Source organism: Flavobacterium sp., assembly GCF_044338735.1.
Classification (GTDB): Bacteria; Bacteroidota; Bacteroidia; order Flavobacteriales; family Flavobacteriaceae; genus Flavobacterium.
In genome coordinates this window covers 1-26,905 of the sequence record NZ_JBIIWV010000009.1, presented here as the reverse complement: position 1 = coordinate 26,905, position 26,905 = coordinate 1, and the positions used below count along the sequence as shown (strand labels likewise).

The window sequence follows — 26,905 nt, the reverse complement described above, 5'->3', positions numbered from 1 at the left end:
GAACCCATGAACATGTTGTAGTGTTAAATGTAGCGGTTTGATAACATGCTGTCGTAGGTTGAACAGGTTGTGTTCCTGTTACATCCCATGCACAAGTTGTTGTATTAAAAGTTGCCGTTTGATAACATGCTAATCCTGTTGGTGCAGCAGGTTGTGTTCCTGATACATCCCAAATACAGGTTGTTGGATTCCAAGTCGATGTTTGATAACATGCTAATCCTGTTGGTGCAGCAGGTTGCGTTCCTGTTACATCCCATGAACAAGTTGTCGTATTAAAAGTTGCCGTTTGATAACAAGCGGTTGTTGGTTGAACAGGTTGCGTTCCTGTTAGAACCCATGAACATGTTGTAGTGTTAAATGTAGCGGTTTGATAACATGCTGTCGTAGGTTGAACAGGTTGTGTTCCTGTTAGAACCCATGAACATGTTGTAGTGTTAAATGTAGCGGTTTGATAACATGCTGTTGTTGGTTGAACAGGTTGCGTTCCTGTTACATCCCATGAACAAGTTATCGTATTAAAAGTCGCCGTTTGATAACATGCTGTTGTTGGTGCAGTAGGAGTTGCAGTTACAGTCACAGTAACATCAGAAGTACAAGTTAAATCGGTAGCAGTCCATCTAAATACATTTGTACCTGCTGAAAGACCTGTAACGCTAGTAGTAGGATTTGTGTTTGAAACAAATGTTCCCGATCCTGAAACAAGACTCCAGGTACCCGTTGCAGGTGCACTTGCTGCTAAAGTAGTAGAAGTGGAACCACATAAACTTTGATTTGGACCTGCATTACAAGTAGATTCTGTAGTAAAACTTCCTGCTTCTAAATAAACAACACTATCATAACCACCATCATTAACATCTGTAACAATTAATTTAATATGATAGGTTTGACCAGGAATTAAGCCAGTTTGCGAAGCAGTTAAAATTTTTGTGTTTCCATTTAGTTGAGTACCATAGATTAGTCCTAAATATTCTGGTGAGGGAGTATTTTGTGTCCAAGCGCCATTTGCAGCAGTACAATAAGAAGCATTTTGTGGCGAAGCACTAGACCCTACAACTCCATTATTTACGGAATTAATTGAAACTTCAGATCCGTTTCCTAAACGTGCAATATTTCTAGCATTATTTGAAAAACCCTGACCACCTGCAATTCCTGGTCCGCTAATTAAGAAACCAAATTTATCATTATAAGATGAACATTGATAATTTATACTACCATTATTATCTCTATATTCTTCTGATCCAAAAACATATCTAAAAGCAACTGAATTTTGAACTGGCACGAAATCAAATTCTAAAATTGCTCCATTAAAATAATTATTTGCTCCTGCTAATACATCTAAATCTTGAATTATAGTTGGTGCTGGTGTTCCAGTTTGTCTAAGTTCCCCAGTTGTGCCAGAAGTGTAGTTTCTTGACAATTGCGCTACAGAACCAGGATGAGTACTAATTGATAAAGGAATTTCAGAAGTATTACCAGTAGTTAATACCACACCATTAGTAAAACCCAATTGAGCCAAAGTAGTAGTTGCAGTAGAAAAATACCCTACTTGGTAACGACTTGAATTATTATATACACCTCTGAAAACAACATTTGAAACTGTTGTTCCGCTACCTGATGGGACAAGTACACCATTAACTAATTGTGTTTGGGTATAACCGGTGTTATTAATTGTAATTTGAGCGTATGAATTATACATACTCAAAGTGAATATAAATGACACTAAAATTATTCTGAAATATACTTTCATTTTACTAACTTTTTAATTTAAATTTTATAGATTTTTAAATCGATTTTTAAAATCACATTTAGAATATAAATGTCATTTGGAATAAATTATTTTATTGAAAACTGAAAAGCAATAAAAACTATTGCTGAAGAGCTAGAATAAGTGCCATTGATTCAACGGTTTTACTGCTATTTTTGAAGTTGTCAAGGTTATTGTAGTAAAAAAAGTTAATTTAGGTAAGGACGCGCTTAAACACAATTTAGCAATGGTATCATTAGCAGTAGAATTATCATTAACATACCAATTGTTCGAAAATGCATTAGAAAAAGTAAAAAGAACACTAATAAATAACCATAATTTAAAATTCGATAGGGGGAATTTTTTAATCATACAAATAATAATTTAAATAATAATAAATAGTTAACTTTGAATTAACTAGAAATCAAAAGTAATTATTCACTTATTGTAATTTGTAATAAAATCTTTAAAATTTTGTAGGTCTGATTATCTTATAAAAGATTAATAAATGTAATTTTTATTGGATTTAATATGAATCAAAGACGATTTTTATAAATCAAAATATACCTTATTTTATTGAGTCAGAAAAAAAGTAAAAATATTAAGTCTATAGGCGTGGCCTTAATATGGGTGTAGATATTTTTCTACACATTGAGAATGTATTTATAGCAAATTATCATTTACAAAAAAACCATTCGTTTCTGAATGGTTTTCTTAGTAGCGGGAACAGGACTCGAACCTGTGACCTTCGGGTTATGAGCCCGACGAGCTGCCTACTGCTCTATCCCGCGCTGTGCGGTAAAATAATTTGTAGCGGGAACAGGACTCGAACCTGTGACCTTCGGGTTATGAGCCCGACGAGCTGCCTACTGCTCTATCCCGCGATTTGTGAGTGCAAAGTTACACTCTTTATTTAAAATTACAATAGTTTTTTAAAAATAATGTTTTAATTCTACTAATTAGTTGGATATAATTACCTTTGTACCTATATTTTTATTACAATGGAACATAAAGCAGGCTATGTCAACATTATTGGCAACCCTAATGTAGGAAAATCAACGCTTATGAATGCGTTTGTTGGCGAGCGCCTATCTATTATTACTTCGAAAGCACAAACAACACGTCACCGTATTCTTGGAATTGTAAATGGTGATGATTTTCAAGTTTTATTTTCAGATACACCTGGAATTATAAAACCTGCTTACGAATTACAAAATTCGATGATGGATTTTGTAAAATCGGCTTTTGAAGATGCTGATATTTTAGTGTACATGGTGGAAATTGGCGAAAAAGAACTAAAAGACGAGGCCTTTTTTAACAAAATTATTCATTCTAAGATTCCCGTTTTATTATTATTGAACAAAATTGATAAATCCAACCAAGAACAATTAGAAGAACAAGTGCAGGCTTGGAAAGAGAAAGTACCCAATGCAGAACTATTTCCTATTTCGGCATTAGAGAATTTTAATGTACAAACGGTTTTTGATCGGATTATAGAATTACTTCCGGTTTCTCCAGCATTTTATCCTAAAGATGCTTTGACCGATAAACCGGAACGTTTTTTTGTAAACGAAACCATTCGTGAAAAAATCTTATTGAATTACGACAAAGAAATTCCGTATGCTGTGGAAATTGAAACGGAAGAATTTATTGAAGACGACAACATTATTAGAATTCGTGCGGTAATTATGGTAGAACGCGAAACACAAAAAGGAATTATCATTGGCCATAAAGGTACTGCTTTAAAACGTGTGGGCATTCAAGCAAGAGAAGATTTAGAAAAATTCTTTGGTAAACAAATTCACTTGGCTACTTATGTTAAAGTAAATAAAGATTGGAGAAGCAGTGCTTATCAACTAAAACGTTTTGGGTATAACCAGAAATAAGTAAAAAGTAAAAAGAGTAAAGAATAAAGATATAAGAGGCCTGATGAATTTCATCAGGTTTTTTTATTCCAACACCCGATTCATTAAATCTTCTAACTTATGCATTTGTGGGGCTTATTTTATATTAGCCCATATTATCTCACAATTTTTACTTTTTTATATGAGTTCGATGAATTTTATTTACAGTGAAAATCCTTTTTGTTTGAGCAAAAACAAAAAGATTGAAACGAATAGCTGGAAAAAGCTCCAAAAAATCGTACTTTTGCACATTCAAAATAAGATTATGAACAATATTGTTGCCATTGTAGGAAGACCTAATGTAGGAAAATCCACCTTTTTTAATCGTTTAATTCAGCGAAGAGAAGCTATTGTTGACTCGGTAAGCGGCGTTACTCGTGATAGAAATTATGGGAAAAGTGAGTGGAACGGAAAAGAATTTTCTGTAATAGATACGGGAGGTTACATCAAAGGTTCGGACGATATTTTTGAGGCAGAAATACGCAGACAAGTAGAATTAGCTATTGACGAAGCAGATGCAATCATTTTTATAGTCGATGTAGAAGAAGGCATTACGCCAATGGATGATGAAGTGGCAAAATTACTCCGCAAGGTTAAAAAACCTGTTTTGTTAGTCATTAACAAAGTAGATAACGCCATGCGTGAGAAAGACGCAGTAGAATTTTACAATTTAGGATTAGGAGAATATTACACCATTTCGGGAATGAGCGGCAGCGGAACTGGTGAACTTTTAGACAAATTAGTCGAAGTGTTGCCTGAAATGCCCGAAGTTACTGAAGAAGTAGAGCCTTTACCACGTTTTTGTGTGGTAGGAAGACCAAACGCAGGAAAATCATCATTTATTAACGCTTTAATTGGCGAAGATCGATTTGTAGTTACAGACATTGCTGGAACAACACGTGATGCAATTGACACGAAATATAACCGTTTTGGATTTGAATTCAACTTGGTAGATACTGCCGGAATTAGACGTAAAGCAAAGGTAAAAGAAGATTTAGAGTTTTATTCGGTAATGCGTTCGGTTAGAGCTATTGAGCACAGCGATGTTTGTTTGTTAGTCATTGATGCGACTCGTGGATTTGAAGGACAAGATCAAAGTATTTTTTGGTTGGCCGAAAAAAACCGAAAAGGGGTTGTTATCTTGGTAAATAAATGGGATTTAGTTGAAAAAGACACCATGTCGACAAGAGATTATGAACGAAAAATAAGAGAAGAATTACAGCCATTTACCGATGTGCCCATTCTTTTTATTTCGGCATTAACAAAGCAACGTTTACTAAAAGCATTAGAAACTGCGGTTGAAGTGTTTGAAAACAGAAAACAACGCATTTCGACTTCAAAATTCAATGACTTGATGTTGCCTATTATAGAAGCAACGCCACCACCCGCTTTGAAAGGAAAATATGTTAAAATTAAATATTGTATGCAGTTGCCAACACCCACGCCTCAGTTTGTGTTTTTTGCCAACATGCCGCAATATGTAAAAGACCCATATAAACGTTTTATAGAAAATAAATTGAGAGAACAATACAATTTTAGTGGCGTTCCAATAGATATTTATTTCAGACAGAAATAGTAAAAAAAGAGACCAGTTGGTCTCTTTTTAATTTTTTAAAATGCAGTATTAAAAGATAAAGAAATTCCAGTGCTTTCTGGAACAAACCTACAGACACCACCAACACAAACCAAACCACCTCTTTGTCTTCCATAACCAAGCGCAATTCGAGTTGCCCCTTTTCTGTAAGCTCCTCCTACTGTTAAATAATGCTTTTTCTTTTCTTCACTGTCTTTCGTATTGCCATAATTAACCAAATCCAAAGTGTAAAGAGAAAATTTTTCATTGAAATTATATTCTAAAGAGCCGCCAATCCAATTTTTAAAATCGGCATCAGCCCACATGTGTTCTGCGTCAATTCGGATTGACCTTGATTTTGTAAAATTATAAATTAATTCACTATAAAATATATGCGTATTTACATCTTGAGAGGCATCTTCAACCCAAGGCTTGTTGTAATATTGATTCACATAAAGAAAAGAAGCGCGAGTGTTTTCTGAAAACTGCTTTTTTACTTCAAGATTAAGATCAGAAAAATATTTTTCACCCACACCAAAGAAATTAGTTTCATATTTTGCAGGCACTGCCCGATAGGTTCCGGGCAAATTATACCAACTCGCATAGTTTAGGGCTACTTTTGTCCCATATTTACCTCCAAATTTTGTGTCTTTTGCAAATTCATAAACTACGTCAATTTGACCTCCGGTTTCTCCAGATTTCATAATTTCATTCGATTTAAACTCAACCCCTGCTTGCGCTTGATACACATAGATGTTTGCTAAATTTGAATGGTGTTGTTTGGTCAAAGCTGGAGTAAAATTAATTACTTTATCAAAATAATCTAAAGACGATTGATTCAAACCTATTGCTTTAGGAATGCGTTCAGAAGTAAACAACATGTTTTCTGTTCTTCGCAAAGTTAAATCTATGCCTAATCCATCTTTTGCAACACCTAAATTCAATTGAAAGGCATTACCATCATTAATAAAATCATTTGAAATAGCGTTTGTAATTCTATTCATTGTAGCATCTTTTGATTTGTAATTTGCCTCTAATGCGGAATAAAAAATTCCTTGAGTAAAAGAAGTTCTAAAAGAGAATGCATTTGTTGTTGGACTAAAACTTGGATTAGCAATAAGCGCTTCGTCAATTTTCTCGTAGCGATTGACATTTGAAAAACCAATTTCTAAATCAGATTCTTGAAAAGAAAACAAATCTGATAAATTGGCTTCAATATCAAAACCATATAATTGACCCTCAGATACCTTAAACCCTGTTCTTTGTTGTCCATAAAAAGCTTTAAACTTGATATCTTTTGTAGGTTTATAAAATATCTTTCCTCCTCGTAATGCTGTGTTGATTCCAAGTGCTCTATCTTCCCACGCACGTAAAATCATACCTGAACCATACTGTTCGTAAAAATATCCAGCCGTAGCTTCAAATTTTTTCGCTTTATATTTTGCAAAGTAGGTTGCCACATTGGTGCCGTCAAAACCAGGATTATAATTTAATAATGCCTGTTTCTCATAACTTTCTACTTGGATTCCAAAAGTCCACTTTTTTATTTCATAATTTACTTGTAGGTAATTATTTGAACGAAAATATTCAGGAGAATTTTCATTATTTTCAAATTTTAAATACCGTTGTGCATTGGTTTCAAAACCTCCAAAAAATCTTCCTTTATTTTTTTTCTCTTGACCATTTACAAAAAGAAATGAAAAACTGAATGCAAGTACATAGGTTAAAAATCTCATGAGTTAAAATTGATTTATAGTTCTTTTAATTTAATATAAAGTTCCTCTTCTGCTCCTTGCGAATAACCATTACTAACAAATACAATTTTGCTGTTTTTCACTACAATCGTATAAGGAACATTTACAATTGACAATGCTCTTTTTAATTCCTGATTAGAATCTAACAAAACATTGTAAGTCCAGCCTTTCCCTTTTAAAAATGGTTTTACCCTTTTTTGTGTTCTTGAATCATCAATAGAAACGGCAATAATTTCTACATTTAAAGATTCTTTCCAAGTATCATATTTTTTATGCATAGCTTCTAATTCATTGATACACGGTGCACACCACGTTGCCCAAAAAGAAAATACATAAAGTTTGTCAACTTCATTAAAATCAGTAGAAAGGTTTACAGATTCACCTGAGATAGCATTAAGTTCAATATTTGGCATTTGATTTTGTGAATATCCGAAAATCGATAAAAAGAAAAAGAAAATAATTTTTTTCATGTGGAAAAATTAATAACGGAAATGATTAGAAAAAGCTGTCTAAAATAGTAATTATTTCAGACAGCTTTATATATTTAATTTCAAAAAGTAACTATTTTTTTACAAATTTAATGGTTTCATTCATTGATTCATTTTTGATATTTACCAAATAAATCCCTGAATTTAAATTTGAAACGTTAATTATTGAATTTTCATCAACTCCTTCCGTTTGTAAAACAACTTTTCCGGTTACGTCTGTAATCATAATTGTAGCCTCTTGAATATTAGTAAATCTAATATTATTGGAAGCTGGATTAGGATACAATTTAACTTTTGCAAGTGCATTATCTTCAAGTGATAAAGCATCGGTAGCTTTAAAACTTTGCATAATTTCTCTAGTTGTGGCATTTTGAATGAAAACAATTACTTCTAAATCGTTAGGATCTTCAATAAAAGTACCTGATGATATAATTGCAGATATTTGTCCACTAATTGGCGTTCCTGCAGTGGTGTTAATTGTTGTTCCACTTGCATTAGGAACCATTTTCATCATTACGTGTTTGAAAGATGTTTCGCCATTAGAACCAACATTTGCAGTTGTTAGTTTCTCAATAACAGCAGCATGTAACACAAAACTTCCGGTAATAAAAGGAGTAATATTATAATTCACTACTGCATTGCCACCAGATAAATTTCTGTTAGCTGTTAAGCCAAAATATCCTGGTTTAGTAGCCTCAGTATTTACATGTGTTGTAAGTGTTGCTTGATTATTTCCAGTGGAATAATTTACGCCATTTATCCATAAACTAGTGATTGAATCAACACCATAAAAACCTCTTCTAACACCACCTTCAGCAGTGTAGTAGATATCTCCAGGAGTAGGCCAGTACATTTGGTAGGCTATATAATTAAAATTCTGGTTTTGTGCGGTATAAAAAGGATTAAAAGTTGCATTATTATAAGAGGCACATGGGCCACAAGTAGAACTCGTAAATTTTTCTATTAAAGGTTTGTATGTAGTTGAACCAGATGCTCCTATAGTATTTTTAGTAATCGAATTATCTGCAGTAAACCCATCAGTAGTTGCATTTACAGTTGAAACATTAAAAACTAAAGAATATGCTGAACCCGCAATTACATTTAATGGCACACTATGTGTAAAGTTGTTTGTTGCACCCGGAGCAATATTTACCCCTGTGATATTATAAGTTTGTAAAGCGCCTCCATTTGATTGCCAAGTAACATCATAAGAGGTAACTGAATTTGAACCTACATTTTTTACAGTCCCATTAAATGAAAAATTACCATTAACAATGATTGATGGTACAGTTACGCTTTCAAGAGACAAATCATTATTAACTGGTCTTTTTATTTCAAAAGCATCTATCCCTACATAGTCTGAATTATTTCCAGTACCACCACCAGTAACATTATATCTAAGAGCAAATTTACATGCTACTTGACCACTTAATCCAGTTACAACATATGTAATTTTTGTCCAAGTGGTTGGATATCCTCCAACCGTTAAATTTTGATTAACTGAAGCACATAATGTAGTAAATGAACCTAAACCTGTAGATCCAGACGGATTTACAGATAAATCTCCTAATGTGCTCATTCGCAATTCCATACGATCTGGGTATTGCGAACCTGGTACTCTAGTGTAAAAAGACACCTCGTCACCATTTTGGACCGTTCTAGAAGGTGCCATAAGCCAATTGCTTAGATTACTTACTCCCGCTCCAGATTGATAGTTTACTGCTATATAACCATCAGCTGGTCCATTATATGATGTTAAAGCGGCTGTATTTCCTCTAAACCATGTAGCTGTTCCAACCGGGTTACTTTGATTTGTCATTGTCCAACCACCAGTTGGACCAGTTGGCAATGTTATTGGATCTCCAAGTGCATCAAAATTTTCTTGCAATATTATTTGAGAATGTAAAAAATTTGACAATAAAAATAATGGTATAAGTAATAATTTTTTCATATTTAATTATTTATGTTTATACAAATATAATTTTTTTTTCAAAACAATAGAAAAAAATGATATTTTTGTTAAAAATTATTCAATTATGAAAAAAATTACATTTTTGTTATTAATTACTTTTTCTGTCGTTAACCAAGTAAATGGTCAATTTAGTGTTAATAGAATCGACGGCACGCCTTTTACCAATAATGAAGTTATTGAATTTACTTCATACAACAGTGCTGCTTCCGAATTAAAATTTACCGTTCACAACAACTCGACAGTTAATTTAGATTTTAGAATGCGTTGTACTGGTCTTGTAAACAATAATGGATCTAATTTTCAATTGTGTTGGGGTAGAGAATGTATTCCAAGTGTAGCTGTTAATGGCATATATCCAGATTATCAAAATATCATCAATGCTGGGGAAAATACCGTTGGATTGAATGATAGTTTTAAAAATTCTAATCCAGGAGATGGTACTAATTACCCAATGAATTTCTCTTTTCGAATTTTTACAAGAGACTTAAACGGAACTAATGTAGGAACTGACTTCAATTTTACCTACCGCTATATGGGACCCACAATGAGTGTAGATCAAAAAGATAAACTTAGCGCAATGGGTGTGAAAGTATTGAATAATGTTGCCAATCAATTTATTGGTTTAGAAATTACCAAACCTGTTCAATACAGCATAATTAATCTTCAAGGACAAATTATTACAACTGAAAATATAGAAGAAAATACAAATATAGATGTATCGAGTTACCAAACTGGCTTATATTTTTTGAATTTTAAAAGTAATGAAGGTATTTCAGATACTGTAAAAATCTTCAAAAAATAACTCTATGAAATATTTCTATTTACTTTTTATTTTTTCACTGTTAGGTTGCTCAAAAGATTACATTATTGAAGAGTCAATTGAAGGTTTAATCTTATCCTCAAATGAAACTACAAGAATTATTAATCAAACTACAACCTTACGATTGATAAAAAACAATGGTGCAGATGTTACTGCTCAAGCAACATTTTATGTAAATGGGGTTGCTTTAACAGCTAACACTTTTACAAAAAGTCAAATAGGAGTATATGTTGTTGAGGCAAAGTATAACGGTGTTGATTCAGAAAATACTGTAGAAATAACTTATCATGATGGTTCATTAATTGCCTTCAAAAGTAATGTAATGGTAGAAGACTACACAGGAGTTTGGTGTGGAAACTGCCCTAGAGTTGTTGAAGCTTTATCTCAAGCTAGTGTGCAGTTAGGTACTAACGACAATCAGTTAATCAAAGTTGCTATTCATCGTTCGAGTTCTAATCCTACTGATGCAAGTTACGACCCATATAATTTTGACGCATCTGCATTTGAACCAAATGGTGGTTATCCAAAAGCGTACATCAACAGAAAAACAAGATGGACCCCATTAGAATATAATAATTTAGGAATGGTCGTTTCTCAAACCCAAATCAATAAACGATTAGGCTTAAAATTAAAATCTGAGACATTAACTAATTCAATTAAATTAACTGTTGATGGATTATTTTCAGATAATTTTAATCAATTGAGTTTGGTGGTTTACCAATTAGAAAGTGGATTTATTTATGATCAGATAAATTATACAACTTTCTTTAATGGTGATGATATCATTCAAAATTTTGTTCATGATCACGTGTTAAGAAATATCTTAACGAATATAAATGGTGATTCAATTTCCAGTTCTAGCACTGGAAATGAATTTTCTCGTGAATTTACAATTCCATTAAGTACAATTACAAATATTCAAAAAGCTGAATTTGTAGCTTTCATTATTGATAATACTGGAAATGTTTTGAATGCCCGAGCTATAAAAGTAAATCAGGAACAAACCTATCAATACTTATAATATAAAAAAGGGCTTACAATTGTAAGCCCTTTTTTATATCCGTTTACCAACTTCCGCCAGCGCCACCTCCTGAAAATCCGCCGCCGCCAAAGCCGCCGCCAAATCCTCCAGAACCACCGCCAAAGCTTCCGCCACCAAATCCTCCTCCGCTTCTTCCTAAGCTACTTAAAATGATCATATCGCCTAAATCTAATCCTCCTGATCTACCTCCGTTTCCACCACTGTTTCGTTTAGAAAACACTAAAACAAGAAAAACTACAACGACAACAATTATTCCTACTGGAAAATTTGATTCTTTTTTACGAGAACCTTTGTATTTTCCTTGTAAGACTTTAAAAATAGCATCGGCTCCTTTATCTAAACCTGAATAATAACTACCTGCTTTGAACTCGGGAATAATGACATTTCTGGTTAATTCTCCATTGATTCCGGCGGTTAAACGTTCTTCCACACCATAACCCGGAGCAATCCATATTTTTCTGTCTTTTTTTGATAATAAAATCAGAATTCCATTGTCTTCTTTTTCTTGACCAATACCCCATTCTTGAGCCCATTTTGGAGTTAAAATTCCGATATCTTCTCCTTTTAAATCTTCAACTGAAATGACCACAATTTGTGTTGAGGTCGAATCAGAATAACGAATTAATTTACTTTCTAATTCCTTTTCTTCCGTAGGATTTAAAACATCGGCATAATCATAAACACTCGTTTGAAAACTGGGTTTATCAGGAATTGTATATTGTGCTTGAACATAAATTCCACAAAAAACAAATAACAGTACTAATTTCTTCATTAGCTTTTGGAAATTTCGTTAGACAATTCGTTCATATCATCTGATTGATACGGAAAATACTTCTTCAATCGTTCGCCTGCTCTTAAAATGCCTTCCACTAAGCCATTCTTGAAATTAGCCTCTTTAAAATTAGAAATTACGATATCTTTAGTGCAATCCCAAAAATCAGATTCCACTACTTTATCGATACCTTCATCGCCAATGATGGCAAACTTTTTATCGGCAACACAAACATAAAACAACACCCCATTTCGGTCTTTTGTTGCTTCCATTTTCAATTCAAAAAACACCTCCTGAGCTCTGTCAAGAGGTGCTTTTTCTGAACGTTTTTCTATATGTACTCTCACTTCACCCGAAGTATTTTTTTCGGCTTCCACGATAGCTAGAACAATTTCTTGCTCGTCTTCTTTTGACAAAAACACTTCGGTCTTAGCCATTATTTTTTATCGTTTGAAAAATTAAATTTTACATCCACCGGTTTTTCCGCACCAGCAACTGCATCAAAATATGGTTTCTCTTTATAATTTCCTAAAAACATTGAATTTGGAAATACTAAAATATAGTTGTTGTACTTTTGAACCGCTTCATTAAATCGCGTTCTTGCTGTTAAAATTTGGTTTTCAGTACTTGCTAATTCGTCTTGTAATTTCAAGAAATTTTGATTGGATTTCAAATCTGGATAATTTTCAACCGTAACTAACAATCTTGATAAAGAAGAAGATACACCACTTTGTGCCTGATTGAATTGTGCCAACTGCTCCGGCGTAATATTCGTTGGATCAATTTTTACTTGACTTGCACTTGCTCGAGCGCTTGTAACTGCTTCTAATGTTGATTTTTCAAAATCAGCAGCACCTTTTACGGTTTCAACTAAATTTCCAATTAAATCATTTCTTCTTTGGTAAGAAGTTTCGACATTTCCCCATTCTTTATTCACTTCTTGATTGGTTTTAACAGCACCATTTTTAATGCTTACAAACCAAAATACTGCTATTAATAGCAATCCTCCAACTACGATCCAAGGCAAAAATTTTCTCATCTTTTTTTTATTTTAATGTTAATTATAATTGATTTTTAAGGGTATTCAATTGGGCTTTAATCGTTTCCAATTTATTAATAATTTCGAATTTATCTAGTGTTTTTTTCTGATTTTCTTTCAAATGAGTTTTGGCTCCTTCCAAAGTAAAACCACGTTCTTTGACCAAATGATAAATCAACTGTAAATTTTTTACATCTTCCGGAGTAAACATTCGGTTTCCTTTGGCATTTTTCTTTGGTTTTAGAATGTCAAATTCTTTATCCCAAAATCGAATTAAGGAGGCGTTTACATCAAATGCTTTGGCGATTTCACCAATGCTGTAATATCGTTTATCGGGCGCTAGTTCTACATGCATTAGTCTAAGGATTGGTTTTCTTGATTTGCTAATTTTGAAATTTCAATATACTCTTTAGCCGAAATACTTCCATAATAGAAATTAATCGGATTAATTTTCTTCTTATTTTTCAATACCTCATAATGTAAATGCGGCGCTTCACTTCTTCCGGTACTTCCTACATAACCAATAATATCACCACGTTTTACACGTTGACCAGGTCGGCATTTGTATTTACTTAAATGTGCATACAATGTTAAATAGCCATAGCCATGATTAATTTCAATATGGTTTCCATAACCTGAAAGCGAATTATCTGCTTTGACTACTACTCCATCTCCAGTGGCATAAATAGGCGTTCCTGTTCGTGCCGTAAAATCCATACCGTAATGGAATTTTCTTATTTTTGTAAATGGATCACTTCGGTAACCAAATCCTGATGCCATGTGCTTCAAATCTTCATTTTTAACTGGCTGAATGGCCGGAATAGCAGCTAATAATTTTTCTTTTTGTTTGGCTAAAGCCACAATTTCATCTAACGATTTTGACTGAATTACCAATTCTTTGGTTAAAACATCAACCCGTTTTGTGGTATTTTCAATTAATTCAGAATTATTAAATCCTTGTAAATCTTTATACCTATTTACACCACCAAAACCCGCTTTTCGTTCTTCTTCAGAAATGGGAGTTGTATTAAAATAAATGCGGTAAATATTGTTGTCCCTATTTTCAATAGCCGTTAATACTTCATTCATTAAATCAAGTTTCTTATTTAAAACTTTATAATTCAATGCCATTACTTCAATTTCGCGTGCCAGAATTTTATCTTTTGGTGTTTCAAAATAGCTTGTATTAATTAAAATCAGAAAAATCAGAAAACCAAACAATGCCGATGACAACAAAAAGAGCATTACGTATGCAAATTTCTTTCTTTTTCGGGTTTGAATTCGCTTATATGCTAAATTTTCTGAATCGTAATAATATTTTACCTTCGACATAAATGAAAATATACTATTTTTGTGCCAAATTTATTGGTTAACATAAGTTATACGAACAAATTTAAGAAATGTTTCATTCTAAAGCTATTTTTATTTATTTAGTAGTGAATTATTCCTAATTTTATTTTGTTTTAAAACCAATATTGAAGCATACATTTGAACAAAATCATTGATGATGAAATCACAAGACATAAGAAAAGCCTATTTACAATTTTTTGAAAGCAAAGGACATACCATTGTTCCATCTGCCCCAATTGTATTAAAAGACGACCCAACACTGATGTTTAATAACTCAGGGATGGCTCAGTTTAAAGAGTTTTTCTTAGGAAATGGTACGCCAAAAAGTAATCGAATTACGGATACTCAAAAATGTTTGCGTGTTTCGGGAAAGCATAACGATTTAGAAGATGTAGGTTTTGATACGTATCATCACACTATGTTCGAAATGCTTGGAAATTGGTCTTTTGGCGATTATTTTAAAAAAGAAGCATTGCCTTGGGCTTGGGAATTTCTTACGGAAGTTTTAAAGTTAGATAAAGACCGTTTATATGTTTCAGTTTTTGAAGGAAGTAAAGAAGATAATGTGCCTTTTGATCAAGAAGCTTGGGATATTTGGAAACAATTTGTACCCGAAGACCGAATTATATTAGGAAATAAAAAAGATAATTTTTGGGAAATGGGCGACCAAGGTCCGTGTGGTCCGTGTTCTGAAATTCATATTGATTTGCGTTCTGATGCCGAAATAAATGAAGTGTCTGGAAGAAGTTTGGTCAATGCCGACCATCCGCAAGTAGTGGAAATTTGGAATAACGTTTTCATGGAATTTAACCGCAAAGCCGATGGTTCTTTAGAAAAATTACCTGCACAACACGTAGATACCGGAATGGGATTTGAGCGTTTGTGTATGGCGATGCAACATGTAACATCAAATTACGATACGGATGTTTTTACGCCACTTATCGCAAAAGTCGAAGAAATTACAGGATTAAAATATACTTCGAATGAAGTAAAAAACATAACAGAAGAACAAAACAAAACCAACATTGCTATTCGTGTGGTAGTAGACCACGTCCGTGCAGTGGCTTTCGCTATTGCTGATGGTCAATTACCGTCAAATACTGGTGCTGGTTATGTAATTCGTAGAATTTTACGACGCGCGATTCGTTATGGATTTACGTTTTTAGATACAAAAGAACCTTTTATTAATAAATTGGTACCTGTTTTAGCGAATCAAATGGGAGAATTTTTTCCAGAAATTAAATCGCAACAACAATTGGTTACCAATGTAATTCGTGAAGAAGAAGCGTCTTTTTTAAGAACTTTGGAACAAGGCATTCAATTGTTAGAAAACGTAATGGTAAATACTTCAGGGAAAGAAGTTTCTGGAGAAAAAGCATTTGAATTATACGATACATTTGGATTCCCAATCGATTTAACAGCTTTAATTCTTAGAGAAAGAGGGTTTAGTTTAGATGAAGCTGGTTTCGAAACCGAATTACAAAAACAAAAAGCGCGTTCTCGTGCCGCTTCTGAAGTTTCTACAGAAGATTGGTCGGTTTTAATTCCTGGAAATGTAGAAACGTTTGTTGGATATGATCAAACGGAAAATGAGACAAAAATTACTCGTATCCGTAAAGTAGATTCAAAAAAAGACGGCATTTTATACCAAATCGTTTTAGATAATACACCTTTTTATCCAGAAGGTGGTGGACAAGTAGGAGATAAGGGAACTTTAATTAGTCGAAAGTCGAAAGTCGAAAGTCAAAAGTCAGATGAAGAGAGTCAAGAAGAAATTATTGAAATTATAGACACCAAGAAAGAAAATAATTTAATAATTCATTTTGCTAAAAATTTACCAACCGATTTGAACGGAAGTTTTACTGCAAAAGTGAATGTTGATTTAAGAACTGCTTCTTCAAAAAATCACTCGGCGACACACTTGATGCATTTGGCCTTGAGAACCATTTTAGGAACGCATGTAGAACAAAAAGGTTCGTTAGTAAATCCGAATTATTTACGTTTCGATTTTTCGCATTTTTCAAAAGTTTCTGATGAAGAATTACGTCAGGTTGAAGCAAGTGTCAATACACAAATTGAAGCCCAATTGCAATTAGTAGAGCATCGAAATATTCCAATTAAAGAAGCATTAGATAAAGGTGCGATGGCTTTATTCGGTGAAAAATATGGCGACAGTGTTCGTATGATTGAATTTGGAAATAGTAAGGAATTATGTGGCGGAATTCACGTGAAAAATACGGCTGATATTTGGCATTTCAAAATTGTCTCAGAAGGTGCCGTTGCAGCTGGAATTCGTCGTATTGAAGCCATTACTGGTAATGCCGTTAAAGATTTTTATACGAATCAAGAAAACACCTTGTCGGAAATTAAGGAAGTATTGAAAAATCCTCAAGATGTTTTAAAATCAGTGGCTTCGTTACAAGACGATAACGCAAAATTGAAAAAACAAATTGAGCAACTAATAAAAGAAAAAATTGACGGATTAGCAGCAAGTTTAGTTTCTGAATTTCAAGATGTTAATGGAATTAATTTCTTAGTAAAACAAGTCGATTTATCAATGAGTGCGACGAAAGATTTAGCACAAGCTATTGGAACTTCAAAACCAAACTCATTTGTAGTTTTAGCTTCAATTGAAGACGATGCGCCAAATATCCACTGTTATATTGCTAAGGAATTAGTGGCAAACAAAGGTTTAAACGCTGGAACCGTAATCCGTGAATTAGGAAAATACATTGATGGAAATGGAGGTGGACAACCGTTCTTCGCTTCTGGAAAAGGGAAAAATACAAACGGAATTGCTGCGGTTTTAGAGAATGCGGTAAATTATATAAACTAAGTTTTTTTCTCACGCAAAGACGCAGAGCCGCAAAGTTTAGCTTTTCCTATGCGTCTTTGCGTGATTTAATTATAAAAAAATAAAAAAGCATGTCGGAAAACGAACTATCAAGAATCATAGTTGATATAAGTTATAAGATTCATACGCAATTAGGCCCTGGATTATTAGAATCTGTTTATGAAACTATTTTAGATTATGAGCTAACTTCTCGTGGGTTATCTGTTGAAAGACAAAAAGCACTTCCCGTAATTTGGAACGGAACGAAAATGGATATTGGATTTAGAGCAGATTTGATAGTTGAAAATAAAGTTATAATAGAAGTTAAATCTGTTGAACAAATTGCTCAAGTTCATCCAAAACAAGTTTTAACTTACTTAAAAATTACTGGATTAAAATTAGGTTTGTTAATTAATTTTAATGAGCCTTTAATTAAAACTGGAATCAATAGAATAGTAAATAATTTATAATTTTTTGCGCCTTTGCGCCTTTGCGAGAAAAAAAATGAACTTCACCACTAAAATTACCATTCAAAAATATAACCATCCAATAACCTATGATTCCAAAATCATTTTGTTGGGCTCGTGTTTTGCAGAAAGTATGGGAAAGAAATTCCAATATTTTAAATTCCAAAACATAACGAATCCGTTTGGCAATATTTTTAATCCGGTTTCATTGGCCAAACTTATTGAAAGAAGTGCTCAAAAAGAATATTTTACCGAAGAAGATATTTTCTTTCATAATGACTTATGGCAGTGTTATGAAGTACATTCTGAACTTTCGCATCCAGATAAAGCAATATTTTTGAGCAATTTAAATTCGATTGTTGAATTTACACATCGACACATTGGTTCATTGACACATTGTATCATTACCTTAGGAACATCGTGGGTTTACAGAAATATTGAAACCAACGAAATAGTTGCCAATTGCCATAAAGTACCGCAAAAGCAGTTTAGTAAAGAATTGTTGTCGCCCGAAATCATTGCACAAAGTATTGAGTCAATTCTTTTTAATATTTCTGTAGTAAATCCAAATTGTAACTTCATTTTTACCGTTTCACCTGTGCGACATATCAAAGATGGTTTTGCTGAAAATACTTTGAGTAAAGCCCATTTGATTGCAGCACTACATAACGCAATTAGCAATAATCCATCGCACACCAACTATTTTCCTGCTTACGAAATTATAATGGATGAATTGCGAGATTATCGTTTTTATGCAGAGGATATGTTACATCCGAATCAAACGGCGATTGATTATATTTGGATACAATTCTTTGAAAATTATATTTCGGAATCAGAATTTGGATTGATGAATGAAATTTGTGAAGTGCAAAGAGCGTTACAACATCGACCATTTAATCCTAATAGTGAAAGTCACCAAAAATTTTTAGCAGATTTAAAAACAAAAATGACAACTCTTAAAAAAAAGTTGCCATTTGTATCTTTTGAAAACTAGCTATTCAATTCCTCAATCTCTAGTTGCACGAGTTCCCAATCTTCTAAAAATTGTTCCAACTCTTTTTTCTTTTTCTCATAGGCCGCAAAAAAAGTAGCATCTTCAATGTGTTTGTCATAATTTGAAGCCAATGCTTTATCATCGTGCTGAATGTCTTTTTCTAATTGCTGAACTTGGCTTTCAATTTTACTTAACCGATTTTGTAATGATTTGGCTTTCTTTTGATCTTCGTAAGAAATATTTTTTACTGCTTTATTTGTATTTGTGCTAGAAACCAAATCTTTCTTTTCAATTTCGCGCATATTCATGGCGTTTTTCTGTTCTAAGAAGAAATTGATGTCGCCAAGATATTCTCTAATTTTCTGATCTTTGAATTCATACACTAAATTTGACATCCCTTGCAAGAAATCACGGTCGTGAGAAACCAACAACAAAGTTCCTTCAAACTGCTTTAAAGCGGCCTTTAAAACGTTTTTAGACTTAATATCCAAGTGATTGGTTGGTTCGTCCATTACCAAAACATTTATTGGTTGCAAAAGCAATTTACAAAGCGCCAAACGATTGCGTTCGCCACCCGAAAGTACTTTTACTTTTTTCTCAACATCATCACCTCTAAATAAAAACGAACCTAGCATATCGCGTACTTTGGAACGATTTGTATCGGTTGCAGCGTCTTCCATCGTTTGCAATAACGTAATTTCACCATCTAAATACTCTGCTTGATTTTGCGCAAAATACCCCAATTGCACGTTATGACCTAATTTGATAGAACCTTTATATTCAAATTCGTTCACGATGGCTTTCATAAACGTTGACTTTCCTTGTCCGTTTTGACCCACGAACGCCACTTTACTACCCCGTTCCACTAAAAGTGAAATATCTTTTAAAATGGTTTTCTCGCCATACGCTTTGGTAACGTGTTCTGCTTCGATTACAACTCTTCCTGGTGTTTGCGAAACTGGGAACGAGATATTCATCACCGAATTGTCGTCTTCATCTACTTCAATGCGTTCAACTTTATCTAATTTTTTAATCAATGATTGCGCCATGGATGCTTTTGAAGCTTTTGCACGGAATTTTTCGATTAATTTTTCGGTTTCTTCAATTTTTTTAGCTTGATTTTTTTGTGTTGCCAATTGCTTTTCGCGAATTTCCTGACGCAACACTAAATATTCGGAATAGGGTTTATTGAAATCATATGCTTTTCCTAGTGAAATTTCGATAGTACGATTGGTTACATTATCCAAAAACATTTTATCGTGCGAAACAATTACGACTACGCCAGGAAAATTTCGTAAAAAACCTTCTAACCAAATGATACTTTCGATATCCAAGTGATTCGTAGGCTCATCTAATAGCAAAATATCGTTTGATTGTAATAATAACTTAGCCAATTCAATTCGCATTCTCCATCCGCCCGAAAAAGTATCGGTTTGGTTATCAAAATCTTCTCTTTTGAATCCGAGTCCCAAGAGAATTTTTTCGGTATCGCCTACATAATTATAACCGCCAAGCATTTCGTAATGATGGGTTACATCGCTCAATTCTTCGATTAAATCAGAATATTCCTGACTTTCATAATCGGTTCGTGTGACCAATTGATGGTTGATTTCATCGATTCTAAATTCGGCACGCTTAATTTCTTCAAATGCTTGATAGGCTTCTTCTAAAACAGATCGTCCTTTTACAAAATCGATATCTTGACGAAGAAATCCCATTTTTACTTCTTTCTCAGTAGCTATTTGACCAGAATCGGGAGCGAAATCTTTGGCTAAAATTTTTAACATCGTTGATTTTCCTGCACCATTTTTTCCAACTAGTCCTACTCTATCTCCCGAACCGAGTCTAAAAGTTACTTCTTCAAAAAGATAGGTTCCACCAAATGAAACTGATAAATTATGTATGTTTAGCATATTGAATGTTACTATTGTTACACAAGTGAAAGTTAGTTATTGTACCTTTGTGTAAAATATTTTGCAAATGTTAAAAAAAGGATCCAAATTAAATAGCATTTTAACAGGAAGTTGTCCAACTTGCCATGAAGAAAGCATGTATTTAGACAAAAATCCGTATAATTTGCTCAATGTTTATAAAATGCATGAAAATTGCGGACATTGTGGAACAAAATATAAAATGGAACCTTCGTTTTTTTTTGGCGCTATGTATGTGAGTTATGCTCTTGGAATTGCATTTGGTGTAGCAGCTTTTATTATTACTTTTTTCTTTGTTGGAGAAAAGAATTTAGTAAACAATTTTATCGCAATTATAATTACATTAGTTGTGTTTATGCCCTTAATTATGAGACTTTCCAGAAATATATGGATCAATATGTTTATGAGTTATGACAAAGACTGGAAACAACATAAGGGAGAAAAGAAAACTACTTTGAGATAGTCATTTCGTTGTTCTAATAATTGATTTTCTGATATTGGAGTTCTGTATTAATAATATCTGAAAATCTTTTGTCCGAAAATCTAGCCAGCTACTTTTTATTATAACATCTAACAATATCAATTTCTTTTTCAAGCGGAACGTTATTTTCAATATGATGAAATAATTGATTGGCTAAATAAGGTCCGAGCATAACTCCACGAGTCCCTAAACCATTTAAAACATGCAATTGTGTGTGAACAGGATGCGCTCCTACAAGTGGTCTTCTATCTTTAACGGTTGGGCGAACACCTGCAAAATGATTTACAATTTCAAAATCACACGAAATTAATTCAGAAAGCTTTTCAACCAATTCTTGTTTTCCAGCTTCTGTAGGTATATTAGTTTTATCTGACCAATCATAAGTAGCACCTACTTTGTATAAGTCTTTTCCAAAGGGCAATATAAAAACACTTGATTTTATAACTACATCTAGTTTCAAATCTGGTGCTTTAATAATTAGCAACTCTCCTTTGGTTCCATCTAAAGGCAAATCATTAAAATAAGGATTGGCATGCAACCCAAAACCTTCAGCAAAAATAATGTGCTTGGCTATTCTATTTTTATATTGAATTCCGTGCTCTAAAAATTCAATTGTATCGTATTCAAAACCTTCTGAACTAAAACTATTAATTGATTTTAGATAATTTGAATATGCTTCAATTAATATTGAAATGTTTAAATAACCCGTATGATTTACTTTTCCGTAATGAAAGGGTGAAGTGATACTTTCGTAGGTTTGCTTTACCAATTTTGAATCAAGAAATGGCGCTAAATTTGGTTTATCAGCAGCTTGAAACCAATTGTTTTGTTCTTCAATGGAATATAATTTTCGAAGGATAGGAATTTCATAATCAAATACCACATTTAATTTGGTTTGAATTGCGTGATATAAAGGAAAGGCAAAATCAATTTGTTCTTTGGCTTTCCACACTTCACTAAAGCGTTTTAAAACGACCGGGTTATATAATCCACCCGCAACTCTTGATGAAGGTTGTGAGTCATTATCAAAAACATAAATGGACTTACCTTGCTGTATTGCAATTTCGGCAAAAGAAATACCTGCTAAGCCATTTCCAACGATTATATAATCTATCATGGTGTAAAAATAAAAAACTCTTACCAATGGTAAGAGTTTTTTTAAATGAATTGGAGAAATACTATTAATAATTCCACATATCTTGTTCGAAATCGCGTATTTTTTCTTTTACACGCTCCGATTCTAATAATTGCATTTGTGCATTTTCTCTCATGTAATCTTTGATTAAACGATCGCCATACACATTTTCTTCTTGATAAATAACACCACTAAAACGTCTTGCATTTAACAAATGGTCAAATGTAAAGGACATAGCTGAGTTTCTGTTATTGAATGCTTTTGCACTATGTAAAATATCTCTAGCGGCAGGAAAATAAACCCAAAATAATTCAATCATTTCAGGATTTGCATTATCCATTTCATATACATCAGGAACCATTGGACAAATACCTAAAAGTCTGTATTTTAGTTCTCCTTGTCTTTTGTCAAAATACCAATATCCAGCTACTTTATAAGAATCTACATTATAAGCCTGAATTTCAGTTTTTCTAATGTATTCTTCCGATATCTTTTTAGTACCATTACGATAAGCATTAATGTCTTCATTCATTTGATCTCTACCCACATCTGAAGTATCAATTTTGAACAAAGAAGACTCAATATCTTTCAAGGTTTTCTTGGTGGTAAAATAACTTGAATCATAAACGTCAGAAATTTTACCTTCTTTGATTGCCGCTACTAAAACATTGTAAAGAGGTCTACGATCTGGTGAGGTCATCACATCACCATCTACTGGAAAATAAAGCGGAAAGTTAATCCTTTCATCTAAATCAATGATTTCCCAGGTGCGTTTACCCATCAAAATATCTCTATCGTGAACATAACCATAAGGCAATGGTTTATCGTTGTCTGCACTTAATTCTGCTGCTGTTTTCTTTCCGATTTGCTCGGGTTTTTTAGCATTTAATAGATTAGACTGAGCAAAGGTAAAAGTTGAACTTAAACCTAATACTATAATTGCAATACTATTTTTCCAATTCATTTTGTTCATTTTTATTTGGTTTATCAACTAAACACAAAACGTAGTTTTATTTTATTTCGTATGTACAAGCTGAAACTCTTTTAGCAACTTGATCGATTCCTACAAAACTTGCTTTAATTTCAGAAATAATAACGATATCGCCTCTAGAAGCCTTAGCAATTGCTGCTCTCGCTCTTGAGTCCATTTTATTACCAGAAACTACAACAGTTGGTTGACCAGGCACTTTAATGTTAAATTGAGTAACATTAACTGTAACTGGAAAATCAAAATCTTCCATAGTAGCAGTAACCGAACAAACCTCTAAGTTATTCTTAGGTCCAGAATTTTTTTCGGATCCACCCACTTTTCCTGTTGGAGCAGGTAATCCTTTAATTCTAAATACTTGAGCACTAGACATTAGTTTACCGTCTGGCATTGTAGCTGTAACATTAATTTTTACCTCACTACCAGAACCTGCTTTTAACATAAATTTACCGTCGCCTACTTTTGACATACCTGGCGCACTTGCATTCACTTTGTTAGAAGCAATACCAGGAACCGAAATAGAAATAGGGTTAGGAACACCACGATATACTACGTTCATTTTATCAGCAGAAATAATCGCTTGGTTAGGTCTTGGAACAACCACATAAGTACCTTCAAAAGCCAATGGAATTTCTTTACCATCTTCTAAGAATCCAAACTTACCTGATATTCTTTGTTCACCAATAGAGCCAGCGGTAGTAGAAATAACAGCTTGTCCATTTTCAATTTTACCAGGCCCATTAAATGAAGTAGGAACTGTATTAGCATCATAACGACCTAAAACCACTTTACCCTTAACTGTTTCACCTTGGAAAAAAACATTTTTTTCTAAAACAACAATAGCTTGAAAATTTTTCATGGAAGCTGCAGTTTTTAAGGCGTTTCCTAAGAATAAGTTATAAGCTCCTGCTTCTGTATTTTTAACATCATTCTGCATTGCAGTTACAAAAGTTAATGTAGAAACAGCTGGAAATCCTTTTGCTTTATAATCTAAAAACGGTTTTTTAACTCCCTCTTTATCTGCAATATCTGCCGTTGAAAATTTCTTTTCAATCTCTTTGATAAAAGGAATATATTTTACATCATTTCCTAATACCTTTTTGATATCAGCAACATATTTATCAATTGCTGAAACAATTTCTTTTCCTCTTGGACTATATCCATCACCTTTAAACCATTTTTCATCGATGGTTGATTTATCCATTGACTCGAAAGGTAATTTACCAGTTTTTTCATCTGGTTCATATCCTTCTGTAACTTCAGCTTTTACCGTTTCTAAAAAAGCAACAAAATCTTTAGAAATCTTAGCAACTTCTTTTGATTTTCTTGCTGGCTCAGCATATTTAGCTGGTTCATCAGCTGCCTTAGTATTTAAAGCAGATAATAAATTACCGTTAGAATCGTCTGTTAATCTATTCGATTCCGAAAATTTGTCGTTAAAATTCCCAAAAGCTGATAATACTTCTTTTGACATATTTAATGCCAACATTGCGATGAAAACCAGATACATCAGGTTAATCATCTTCTGTCTAGGGGTTAATTTTCCTCCTGCCATTTTTTCTTTAAATTAGTTTTAATTAATAAATTTACTGATAAAACTAATTATCCTCTGTTACTCATAGCAGTAAGCATACCTCCGTAAACAGCGTTTAGAGACGCAATGTTTGAAGTCATTGATTGCATTTGCTCTTTTAATTTAGCAGCATTTTCTACAATTTCTTGATTGGCTTGTGCGTTTCTGTCTGCACTATCTAATTGAACTTTATATAAACCGTTTAAAGCTTCCATATTAGAAGCTGCAGCAGCCATTTCTTCAGCATATTTCTTTTGACCCGCCATAGCATCTACAGTTGGAGAAATACTTTTTGCAGCACCTTCAAAGTTTTTAATGCTATTTCCTAAGCTTGCCATTAATTCAGCATCTAGTTTAGCTTCTTTTAGCATATTATCTAATTTTTGAGATAATAATCCTTGTGCTTCAGCTGGGCTTTCACCTTTTGCTTTTTTACCAGTAGATTCACCACCAGCTAATTCTGGGTATACTAAAGACCAATCTAAATCTTTTTCAACCGGTTCAAAAGCTGATAAAGCAAAGATAGCTGCCTCTGTTAATAATCCAATGATAAGCATGATATCTGCACCAGTCCAATGTTGTAATTTGAATAATGCTCCAACGATTACTACTGCTGCTCCCATTCCATAAAGGAAACCCATTGTTTTTTTGCTTAATAATGCCATAATAAATAAATTTGTTAGTTAAGTTAATTATAATAAAATTGGTTTAATACTATTTAGGGTTTTTTCCGGTAGAAACTGTTCCCATGTAATCTTGAACAGTTCTAAATCCGATATAACTTCTTGCTGAATCAGCATATTCGAAATCACGAGTTGATACTTGTAACATATATCCTACATCTTTCCATGAACCACCACGTACTACTTTTCGTTGGTTTGTTCTATCGGATACATTTGGATTCATAGTTGAAACAAATTCATAGGATTCTGCAAAATAAGAAGACTCCGTCCATTCTGCAACATTTCCAGCCATGTTGTATAAGTTAAAATCATTTGGCTCATACGATTTTGCCTCAACCGTGTATAAAGCACCGTCTGCTGCATAATCTCCACGAACAGGTTTGAAATTCGCTAAGAAACAACCTCTGTCATTTTTAGCATAAGGGCCTCCCCATGGATAAGTAGCGCCTTCGATTCCTCCTCTAGCAGCATATTCCCATTCTGCTTCGGTTGGTAATCTAAATTCATTTACTTGATCTCTTCCTTTTTTCTTTTTGATGTACCCATTTTTGTACATTGTTCTCCAAGCGCAAAATGCTTTTGATTGATTCCATGAAACACCTACTACTGGATAATCTCCATAAGCTTTATGCCAGAAATAATTATTGTGCATTGGCTCATTATAGGAGTATGCAAAATCTTTAATCCATGCTGTTGTATCAGGATATATTTCGATAGGCGGTGTTTTTTCATAGAAATTTTTTCTACCTTTCTTTTTAACCGCTTTATTTAAATCAACCTGATTGTATTTAAACTTCAATTTTGATGCGTCAATAGTTTTTAAACCATTGTACGATTCTGATTCTGGCAAATACATAGAATCCATCACCTCAACATATAACTCATCTGGATACTTTTTAGTTTCTTTAATAAGTTTTATTTTTTGGTTTAATTTCCTCCCAGAATACATATCATCATCTGAACCTACACTGTAATAGTTTTTGTACATGTACTTATCATAAACCGACATCTTTGTTGTATCTGCATCAGCAAAGGCAAATTCCCCGATACCGCCGGTACCTGGTTTTTTGTCCTGCTCATCAGCAGTGATTGCTAAACGGGTTTTAATGATTGAATCTTTTACCCAATTTACAAACTGACGGTATTCATTGTTGGTGATTTCCGTCTCATCCATGTAAAATGAGGTAACTGTAACTGTTTTAGTAGGTGCGTCTTGGATATTAGCTAAATCATCGTCTGATTTACCCATGATAAAGGCTCCTCCAGGAACTAATGTCATCCCGTAAGGTTTCTCAGGATGCCATTTTTTGCCTTTAACTCCGACTAATTCTCCTCTATCGCCTTTACCACAACTGATAAATA

Annotated in this window: 23 protein-coding genes and 2 tRNA genes; 8 read left to right on the top strand and 17 right to left on the bottom strand. The window is 33.3% G+C overall.

Annotated elements, in window-relative coordinates:
- From ACIQZC_RS01455 to ACIQZC_RS01445, 3 genes are all read right to left on the bottom strand, one after another.
- Nucleotides 1–1,747: choice-of-anchor L domain-containing protein (locus tag ACIQZC_RS01455; RefSeq protein WP_396137459.1), on the bottom strand; the 1,747-nt coding region annotated here is incomplete at its 3' end.
- A gap of 715 nt (nucleotides 1,748–2,462) precedes the next feature.
- Nucleotides 2,463–2,535, bottom strand: a tRNA-Met gene (locus ACIQZC_RS01450).
- A gap of 20 nt (nucleotides 2,536–2,555) precedes the next feature.
- A tRNA-Met gene (locus ACIQZC_RS01445) sits at nucleotides 2,556–2,628 on the bottom strand.
- Nucleotides 2,629–2,745: 117 nt separating this feature from the next.
- On the opposite strand from ACIQZC_RS01445, the gene era reads away from it, so the two are divergent.
- Both era and der read left to right on the top strand, forming a co-directional pair.
- Nucleotides 2,746–3,630: a GTPase Era gene (era, locus tag ACIQZC_RS01440; protein ID WP_396137458.1), complete on the top strand. Its 885-nt coding sequence runs from the start codon at nucleotides 2,746–2,748 to the stop codon at nucleotides 3,628–3,630.
- A gap of 283 nt (nucleotides 3,631–3,913) precedes the next feature.
- On the top strand, nucleotides 3,914–5,224 hold the full coding sequence (der, locus tag ACIQZC_RS01435; RefSeq protein WP_396137457.1) for a ribosome biogenesis GTPase Der: 1,311 nt from the start codon (nucleotides 3,914–3,916) through the stop codon (nucleotides 5,222–5,224).
- A 35-nt stretch (nucleotides 5,225–5,259) separates the two neighbouring features.
- Here der and ACIQZC_RS01430 read toward each other — a convergent pair whose 3' ends face one another.
- From ACIQZC_RS01430 to ACIQZC_RS01420, 3 genes are all read right to left on the bottom strand, one after another.
- Nucleotides 5,260–6,957 (bottom strand): DUF6029 family protein, encoded by a 1,698-nt coding sequence (locus tag ACIQZC_RS01430; protein WP_396137456.1) that lies wholly within the window; start codon nucleotides 6,955–6,957, stop codon nucleotides 5,260–5,262.
- 14 nt (nucleotides 6,958–6,971) lie between these two features.
- On the bottom strand, nucleotides 6,972–7,445 hold the full coding sequence (locus ACIQZC_RS01425) for a TlpA family protein disulfide reductase (protein WP_396137455.1): 474 nt from the start codon (nucleotides 7,443–7,445) through the stop codon (nucleotides 6,972–6,974).
- A gap of 91 nt (nucleotides 7,446–7,536) precedes the next feature.
- Entirely contained in the window at nucleotides 7,537–9,414 is a 1,878-nt protein-coding gene (locus tag ACIQZC_RS01420) for a choice-of-anchor J domain-containing protein (protein ID WP_396137454.1), read from the bottom strand.
- A gap of 85 nt (nucleotides 9,415–9,499) precedes the next feature.
- Here ACIQZC_RS01420 and ACIQZC_RS01415 point away from each other — a divergent pair, with 85 nt between their 5' ends.
- Together ACIQZC_RS01415 and ACIQZC_RS01410 are read left to right on the top strand one after the other, a co-directional pair.
- On the top strand, nucleotides 9,500–10,237 hold the full coding sequence (locus ACIQZC_RS01415) for a T9SS type A sorting domain-containing protein (RefSeq protein WP_396137453.1): 738 nt from the start codon (nucleotides 9,500–9,502) through the stop codon (nucleotides 10,235–10,237).
- A gap of 4 nt (nucleotides 10,238–10,241) precedes the next feature.
- The gene (locus ACIQZC_RS01410; protein WP_396137452.1) at nucleotides 10,242–11,276 is read left to right on the top strand and encodes an Omp28-related outer membrane protein; all 1,035 of its coding nucleotides are present in this window, start codon (nucleotides 10,242–10,244) and stop codon (nucleotides 11,274–11,276) included.
- A 43-nt stretch (nucleotides 11,277–11,319) separates the two neighbouring features.
- Here ACIQZC_RS01410 and ACIQZC_RS01405 read toward each other — a convergent pair whose 3' ends face one another.
- Genes ACIQZC_RS01405 through ACIQZC_RS01385 form a run of 5 tightly spaced genes read right to left on the bottom strand, consistent with a single transcriptional unit; the run spans nucleotide 11,320 to nucleotide 14,440 of the window.
- The gene (locus ACIQZC_RS01405) at nucleotides 11,320–12,069 is read right to left on the bottom strand and encodes a TPM domain-containing protein (RefSeq protein ID WP_396137451.1); all 750 of its coding nucleotides are present in this window, start codon (nucleotides 12,067–12,069) and stop codon (nucleotides 11,320–11,322) included.
- The gene (locus ACIQZC_RS01400) at nucleotides 12,069–12,506 is read right to left on the bottom strand and encodes a TPM domain-containing protein (protein WP_396137450.1); all 438 of its coding nucleotides are present in this window, start codon (nucleotides 12,504–12,506) and stop codon (nucleotides 12,069–12,071) included. The genes ACIQZC_RS01405 and ACIQZC_RS01400 overlap by 1 nt, the downstream gene beginning before the upstream one ends.
- Nucleotides 12,506–13,108 (bottom strand): LemA family protein, encoded by a 603-nt coding sequence (locus tag ACIQZC_RS01395; RefSeq protein WP_396137449.1) that lies wholly within the window; start codon nucleotides 13,106–13,108, stop codon nucleotides 12,506–12,508. Before ACIQZC_RS01395 ends, ACIQZC_RS01400 begins: the two co-directional genes overlap by 1 nt.
- A 22-nt stretch (nucleotides 13,109–13,130) precedes the next feature.
- Nucleotides 13,131–13,463, bottom strand: coding sequence for a MerR family transcriptional regulator (locus tag ACIQZC_RS01390; protein WP_396137448.1), 333 nt, complete (start codon nucleotides 13,461–13,463; stop codon nucleotides 13,131–13,133).
- Nucleotides 13,463–14,440 carry a M23 family metallopeptidase gene (locus ACIQZC_RS01385; protein WP_396137447.1) on the bottom strand — a complete coding sequence of 326 codons (978 nt, stop codon included), beginning with the start codon at nucleotides 14,438–14,440 and terminating at the stop codon, nucleotides 13,463–13,465. Before ACIQZC_RS01385 ends, ACIQZC_RS01390 begins: the two co-directional genes overlap by 1 nt.
- A gap of 175 nt (nucleotides 14,441–14,615) precedes the next feature.
- Here ACIQZC_RS01385 and alaS point away from each other — a divergent pair, with 175 nt between their 5' ends.
- The 3 genes from alaS (at nucleotide 14,616) to ACIQZC_RS01370 (ending at nucleotide 18,752) form a co-directional block, all read left to right on the top strand.
- Nucleotides 14,616–17,294, top strand: coding sequence for an alanine--tRNA ligase (gene alaS / locus ACIQZC_RS01380; RefSeq protein ID WP_396137446.1), 2,679 nt, complete (start codon nucleotides 14,616–14,618; stop codon nucleotides 17,292–17,294).
- 89 nt (nucleotides 17,295–17,383) lie between these two features.
- Nucleotides 17,384–17,761, top strand: coding sequence for a GxxExxY protein (locus ACIQZC_RS01375; protein WP_396137445.1), 378 nt, complete (start codon nucleotides 17,384–17,386; stop codon nucleotides 17,759–17,761).
- Between the two features lie 34 nt (nucleotides 17,762–17,795).
- Entirely contained in the window at nucleotides 17,796–18,752 is a 957-nt protein-coding gene (locus ACIQZC_RS01370) for a GSCFA domain-containing protein (protein ID WP_396137444.1), read from the top strand.
- Here ACIQZC_RS01370 and ACIQZC_RS01365 read toward each other — a convergent pair.
- On the bottom strand, nucleotides 18,749–20,665 hold the full coding sequence (locus tag ACIQZC_RS01365) for an ABC-F family ATP-binding cassette domain-containing protein (RefSeq protein WP_396137443.1): 1,917 nt from the start codon (nucleotides 20,663–20,665) through the stop codon (nucleotides 18,749–18,751). The two genes, ACIQZC_RS01370 and ACIQZC_RS01365, sit on opposite strands and share 4 nt — an antisense overlap.
- Before the next feature lie 67 nt (nucleotides 20,666–20,732).
- On the opposite strand from ACIQZC_RS01365, the gene ACIQZC_RS01360 reads away from it, so the two are divergent.
- Nucleotides 20,733–21,146, top strand: coding sequence for a DUF983 domain-containing protein (locus ACIQZC_RS01360; RefSeq protein WP_396137442.1), 414 nt, complete (start codon nucleotides 20,733–20,735; stop codon nucleotides 21,144–21,146).
- An 88-nt stretch (nucleotides 21,147–21,234) separates the two neighbouring features.
- Here ACIQZC_RS01360 and ACIQZC_RS01355 read toward each other — a convergent pair whose 3' ends face one another.
- From ACIQZC_RS01355 to gldK, 5 genes are all read right to left on the bottom strand, one after another.
- Nucleotides 21,235–22,281: an NAD(P)/FAD-dependent oxidoreductase gene (locus ACIQZC_RS01355; RefSeq protein ID WP_396137441.1), complete on the bottom strand. Its 1,047-nt coding sequence runs from the start codon at nucleotides 22,279–22,281 to the stop codon at nucleotides 21,235–21,237.
- 64 nt (nucleotides 22,282–22,345) lie between these two features.
- Entirely contained in the window at nucleotides 22,346–23,263 is a 918-nt protein-coding gene (gldN, locus tag ACIQZC_RS01350) for a gliding motility protein GldN (RefSeq protein ID WP_396137440.1), read from the bottom strand.
- 46 nt (nucleotides 23,264–23,309) lie between these two features.
- Nucleotides 23,310–24,842: a gliding motility protein GldM gene (gene gldM / locus ACIQZC_RS01345; RefSeq protein ID WP_396137439.1), complete on the bottom strand. Its 1,533-nt coding sequence runs from the start codon at nucleotides 24,840–24,842 to the stop codon at nucleotides 23,310–23,312.
- A gap of 47 nt (nucleotides 24,843–24,889) precedes the next feature.
- Nucleotides 24,890–25,525 (bottom strand): gliding motility protein GldL, encoded by a 636-nt coding sequence (gldL, locus tag ACIQZC_RS01340; protein WP_396137438.1) that lies wholly within the window; start codon nucleotides 25,523–25,525, stop codon nucleotides 24,890–24,892.
- A gap of 49 nt (nucleotides 25,526–25,574) precedes the next feature.
- Entirely contained in the window at nucleotides 25,575–26,900 is a 1,326-nt protein-coding gene (gldK, locus tag ACIQZC_RS01335) for a gliding motility lipoprotein GldK (protein WP_396137460.1), read from the bottom strand.
- Nucleotides 26,901–26,905 lie beyond the last annotated feature (5 nt).

What these genes read in the sequence shown, in the direction of transcription:
- ACIQZC_RS01420 (WP_396137454.1), bottom strand. Translation starts at nt 9,414, where the DNA reads ATGAAAAAATTATTACTTATACCATTATTTTTATTGTCAAATTTTTTA.
- gldL (WP_396137438.1), bottom strand. Translation starts at nt 25,525, where the DNA reads ATGGCATTATTAAGCAAAAAAACAATGGGTTTCCTTTATGGAATGGGA.
- ACIQZC_RS01360 (WP_396137442.1), top strand. Translation starts at nt 20,733, where the DNA reads ATGTTAAAAAAAGGATCCAAATTAAATAGCATTTTAACAGGAAGTTGT.
- ACIQZC_RS01375 (WP_396137445.1), top strand. Translation starts at nt 17,384, where the DNA reads ATGTCGGAAAACGAACTATCAAGAATCATAGTTGATATAAGTTATAAG.
- ACIQZC_RS01365 (WP_396137443.1), bottom strand. Translation starts at nt 20,665, where the DNA reads ATGCTAAACATACATAATTTATCAGTTTCATTTGGTGGAACCTATCTT.
- ACIQZC_RS01355 (WP_396137441.1), bottom strand. Translation starts at nt 22,281, where the DNA reads ATGATAGATTATATAATCGTTGGAAATGGCTTAGCAGGTATTTCTTTT.
- ACIQZC_RS01385 (WP_396137447.1), bottom strand. Translation starts at nt 14,440, where the DNA reads ATGTCGAAGGTAAAATATTATTACGATTCAGAAAATTTAGCATATAAG.
- gldM (WP_396137439.1), bottom strand. Translation starts at nt 24,842, where the DNA reads ATGGCAGGAGGAAAATTAACCCCTAGACAGAAGATGATTAACCTGATG.
- der (WP_396137457.1), top strand. Translation starts at nt 3,914, where the DNA reads ATGAACAATATTGTTGCCATTGTAGGAAGACCTAATGTAGGAAAATCC.
- ACIQZC_RS01370 (WP_396137444.1), top strand. Translation starts at nt 17,796, where the DNA reads ATGAACTTCACCACTAAAATTACCATTCAAAAATATAACCATCCAATA.
- era (WP_396137458.1), top strand. Translation starts at nt 2,746, where the DNA reads ATGGAACATAAAGCAGGCTATGTCAACATTATTGGCAACCCTAATGTA.
- ACIQZC_RS01410 (WP_396137452.1), top strand. Translation starts at nt 10,242, where the DNA reads ATGAAATATTTCTATTTACTTTTTATTTTTTCACTGTTAGGTTGCTCA.
- ACIQZC_RS01430 (WP_396137456.1), bottom strand. Translation starts at nt 6,957, where the DNA reads ATGAGATTTTTAACCTATGTACTTGCATTCAGTTTTTCATTTCTTTTT.
- ACIQZC_RS01390 (WP_396137448.1), bottom strand. Translation starts at nt 13,463, where the DNA reads ATGCATGTAGAACTAGCGCCCGATAAACGATATTACAGCATTGGTGAA.
- alaS (WP_396137446.1), top strand. Translation starts at nt 14,616, where the DNA reads ATGAAATCACAAGACATAAGAAAAGCCTATTTACAATTTTTTGAAAGC.
- ACIQZC_RS01415 (WP_396137453.1), top strand. Translation starts at nt 9,500, where the DNA reads ATGAAAAAAATTACATTTTTGTTATTAATTACTTTTTCTGTCGTTAAC.
- ACIQZC_RS01425 (WP_396137455.1), bottom strand. Translation starts at nt 7,445, where the DNA reads ATGAAAAAAATTATTTTCTTTTTCTTTTTATCGATTTTCGGATATTCA.
- gldN (WP_396137440.1), bottom strand. Translation starts at nt 23,263, where the DNA reads ATGAATTGGAAAAATAGTATTGCAATTATAGTATTAGGTTTAAGTTCA.
- ACIQZC_RS01395 (WP_396137449.1), bottom strand. Translation starts at nt 13,108, where the DNA reads ATGAGAAAATTTTTGCCTTGGATCGTAGTTGGAGGATTGCTATTAATA.
- ACIQZC_RS01405 (WP_396137451.1), bottom strand. Translation starts at nt 12,069, where the DNA reads ATGAAGAAATTAGTACTGTTATTTGTTTTTTGTGGAATTTATGTTCAA.
- ACIQZC_RS01400 (WP_396137450.1), bottom strand. Translation starts at nt 12,506, where the DNA reads ATGGCTAAGACCGAAGTGTTTTTGTCAAAAGAAGACGAGCAAGAAATT.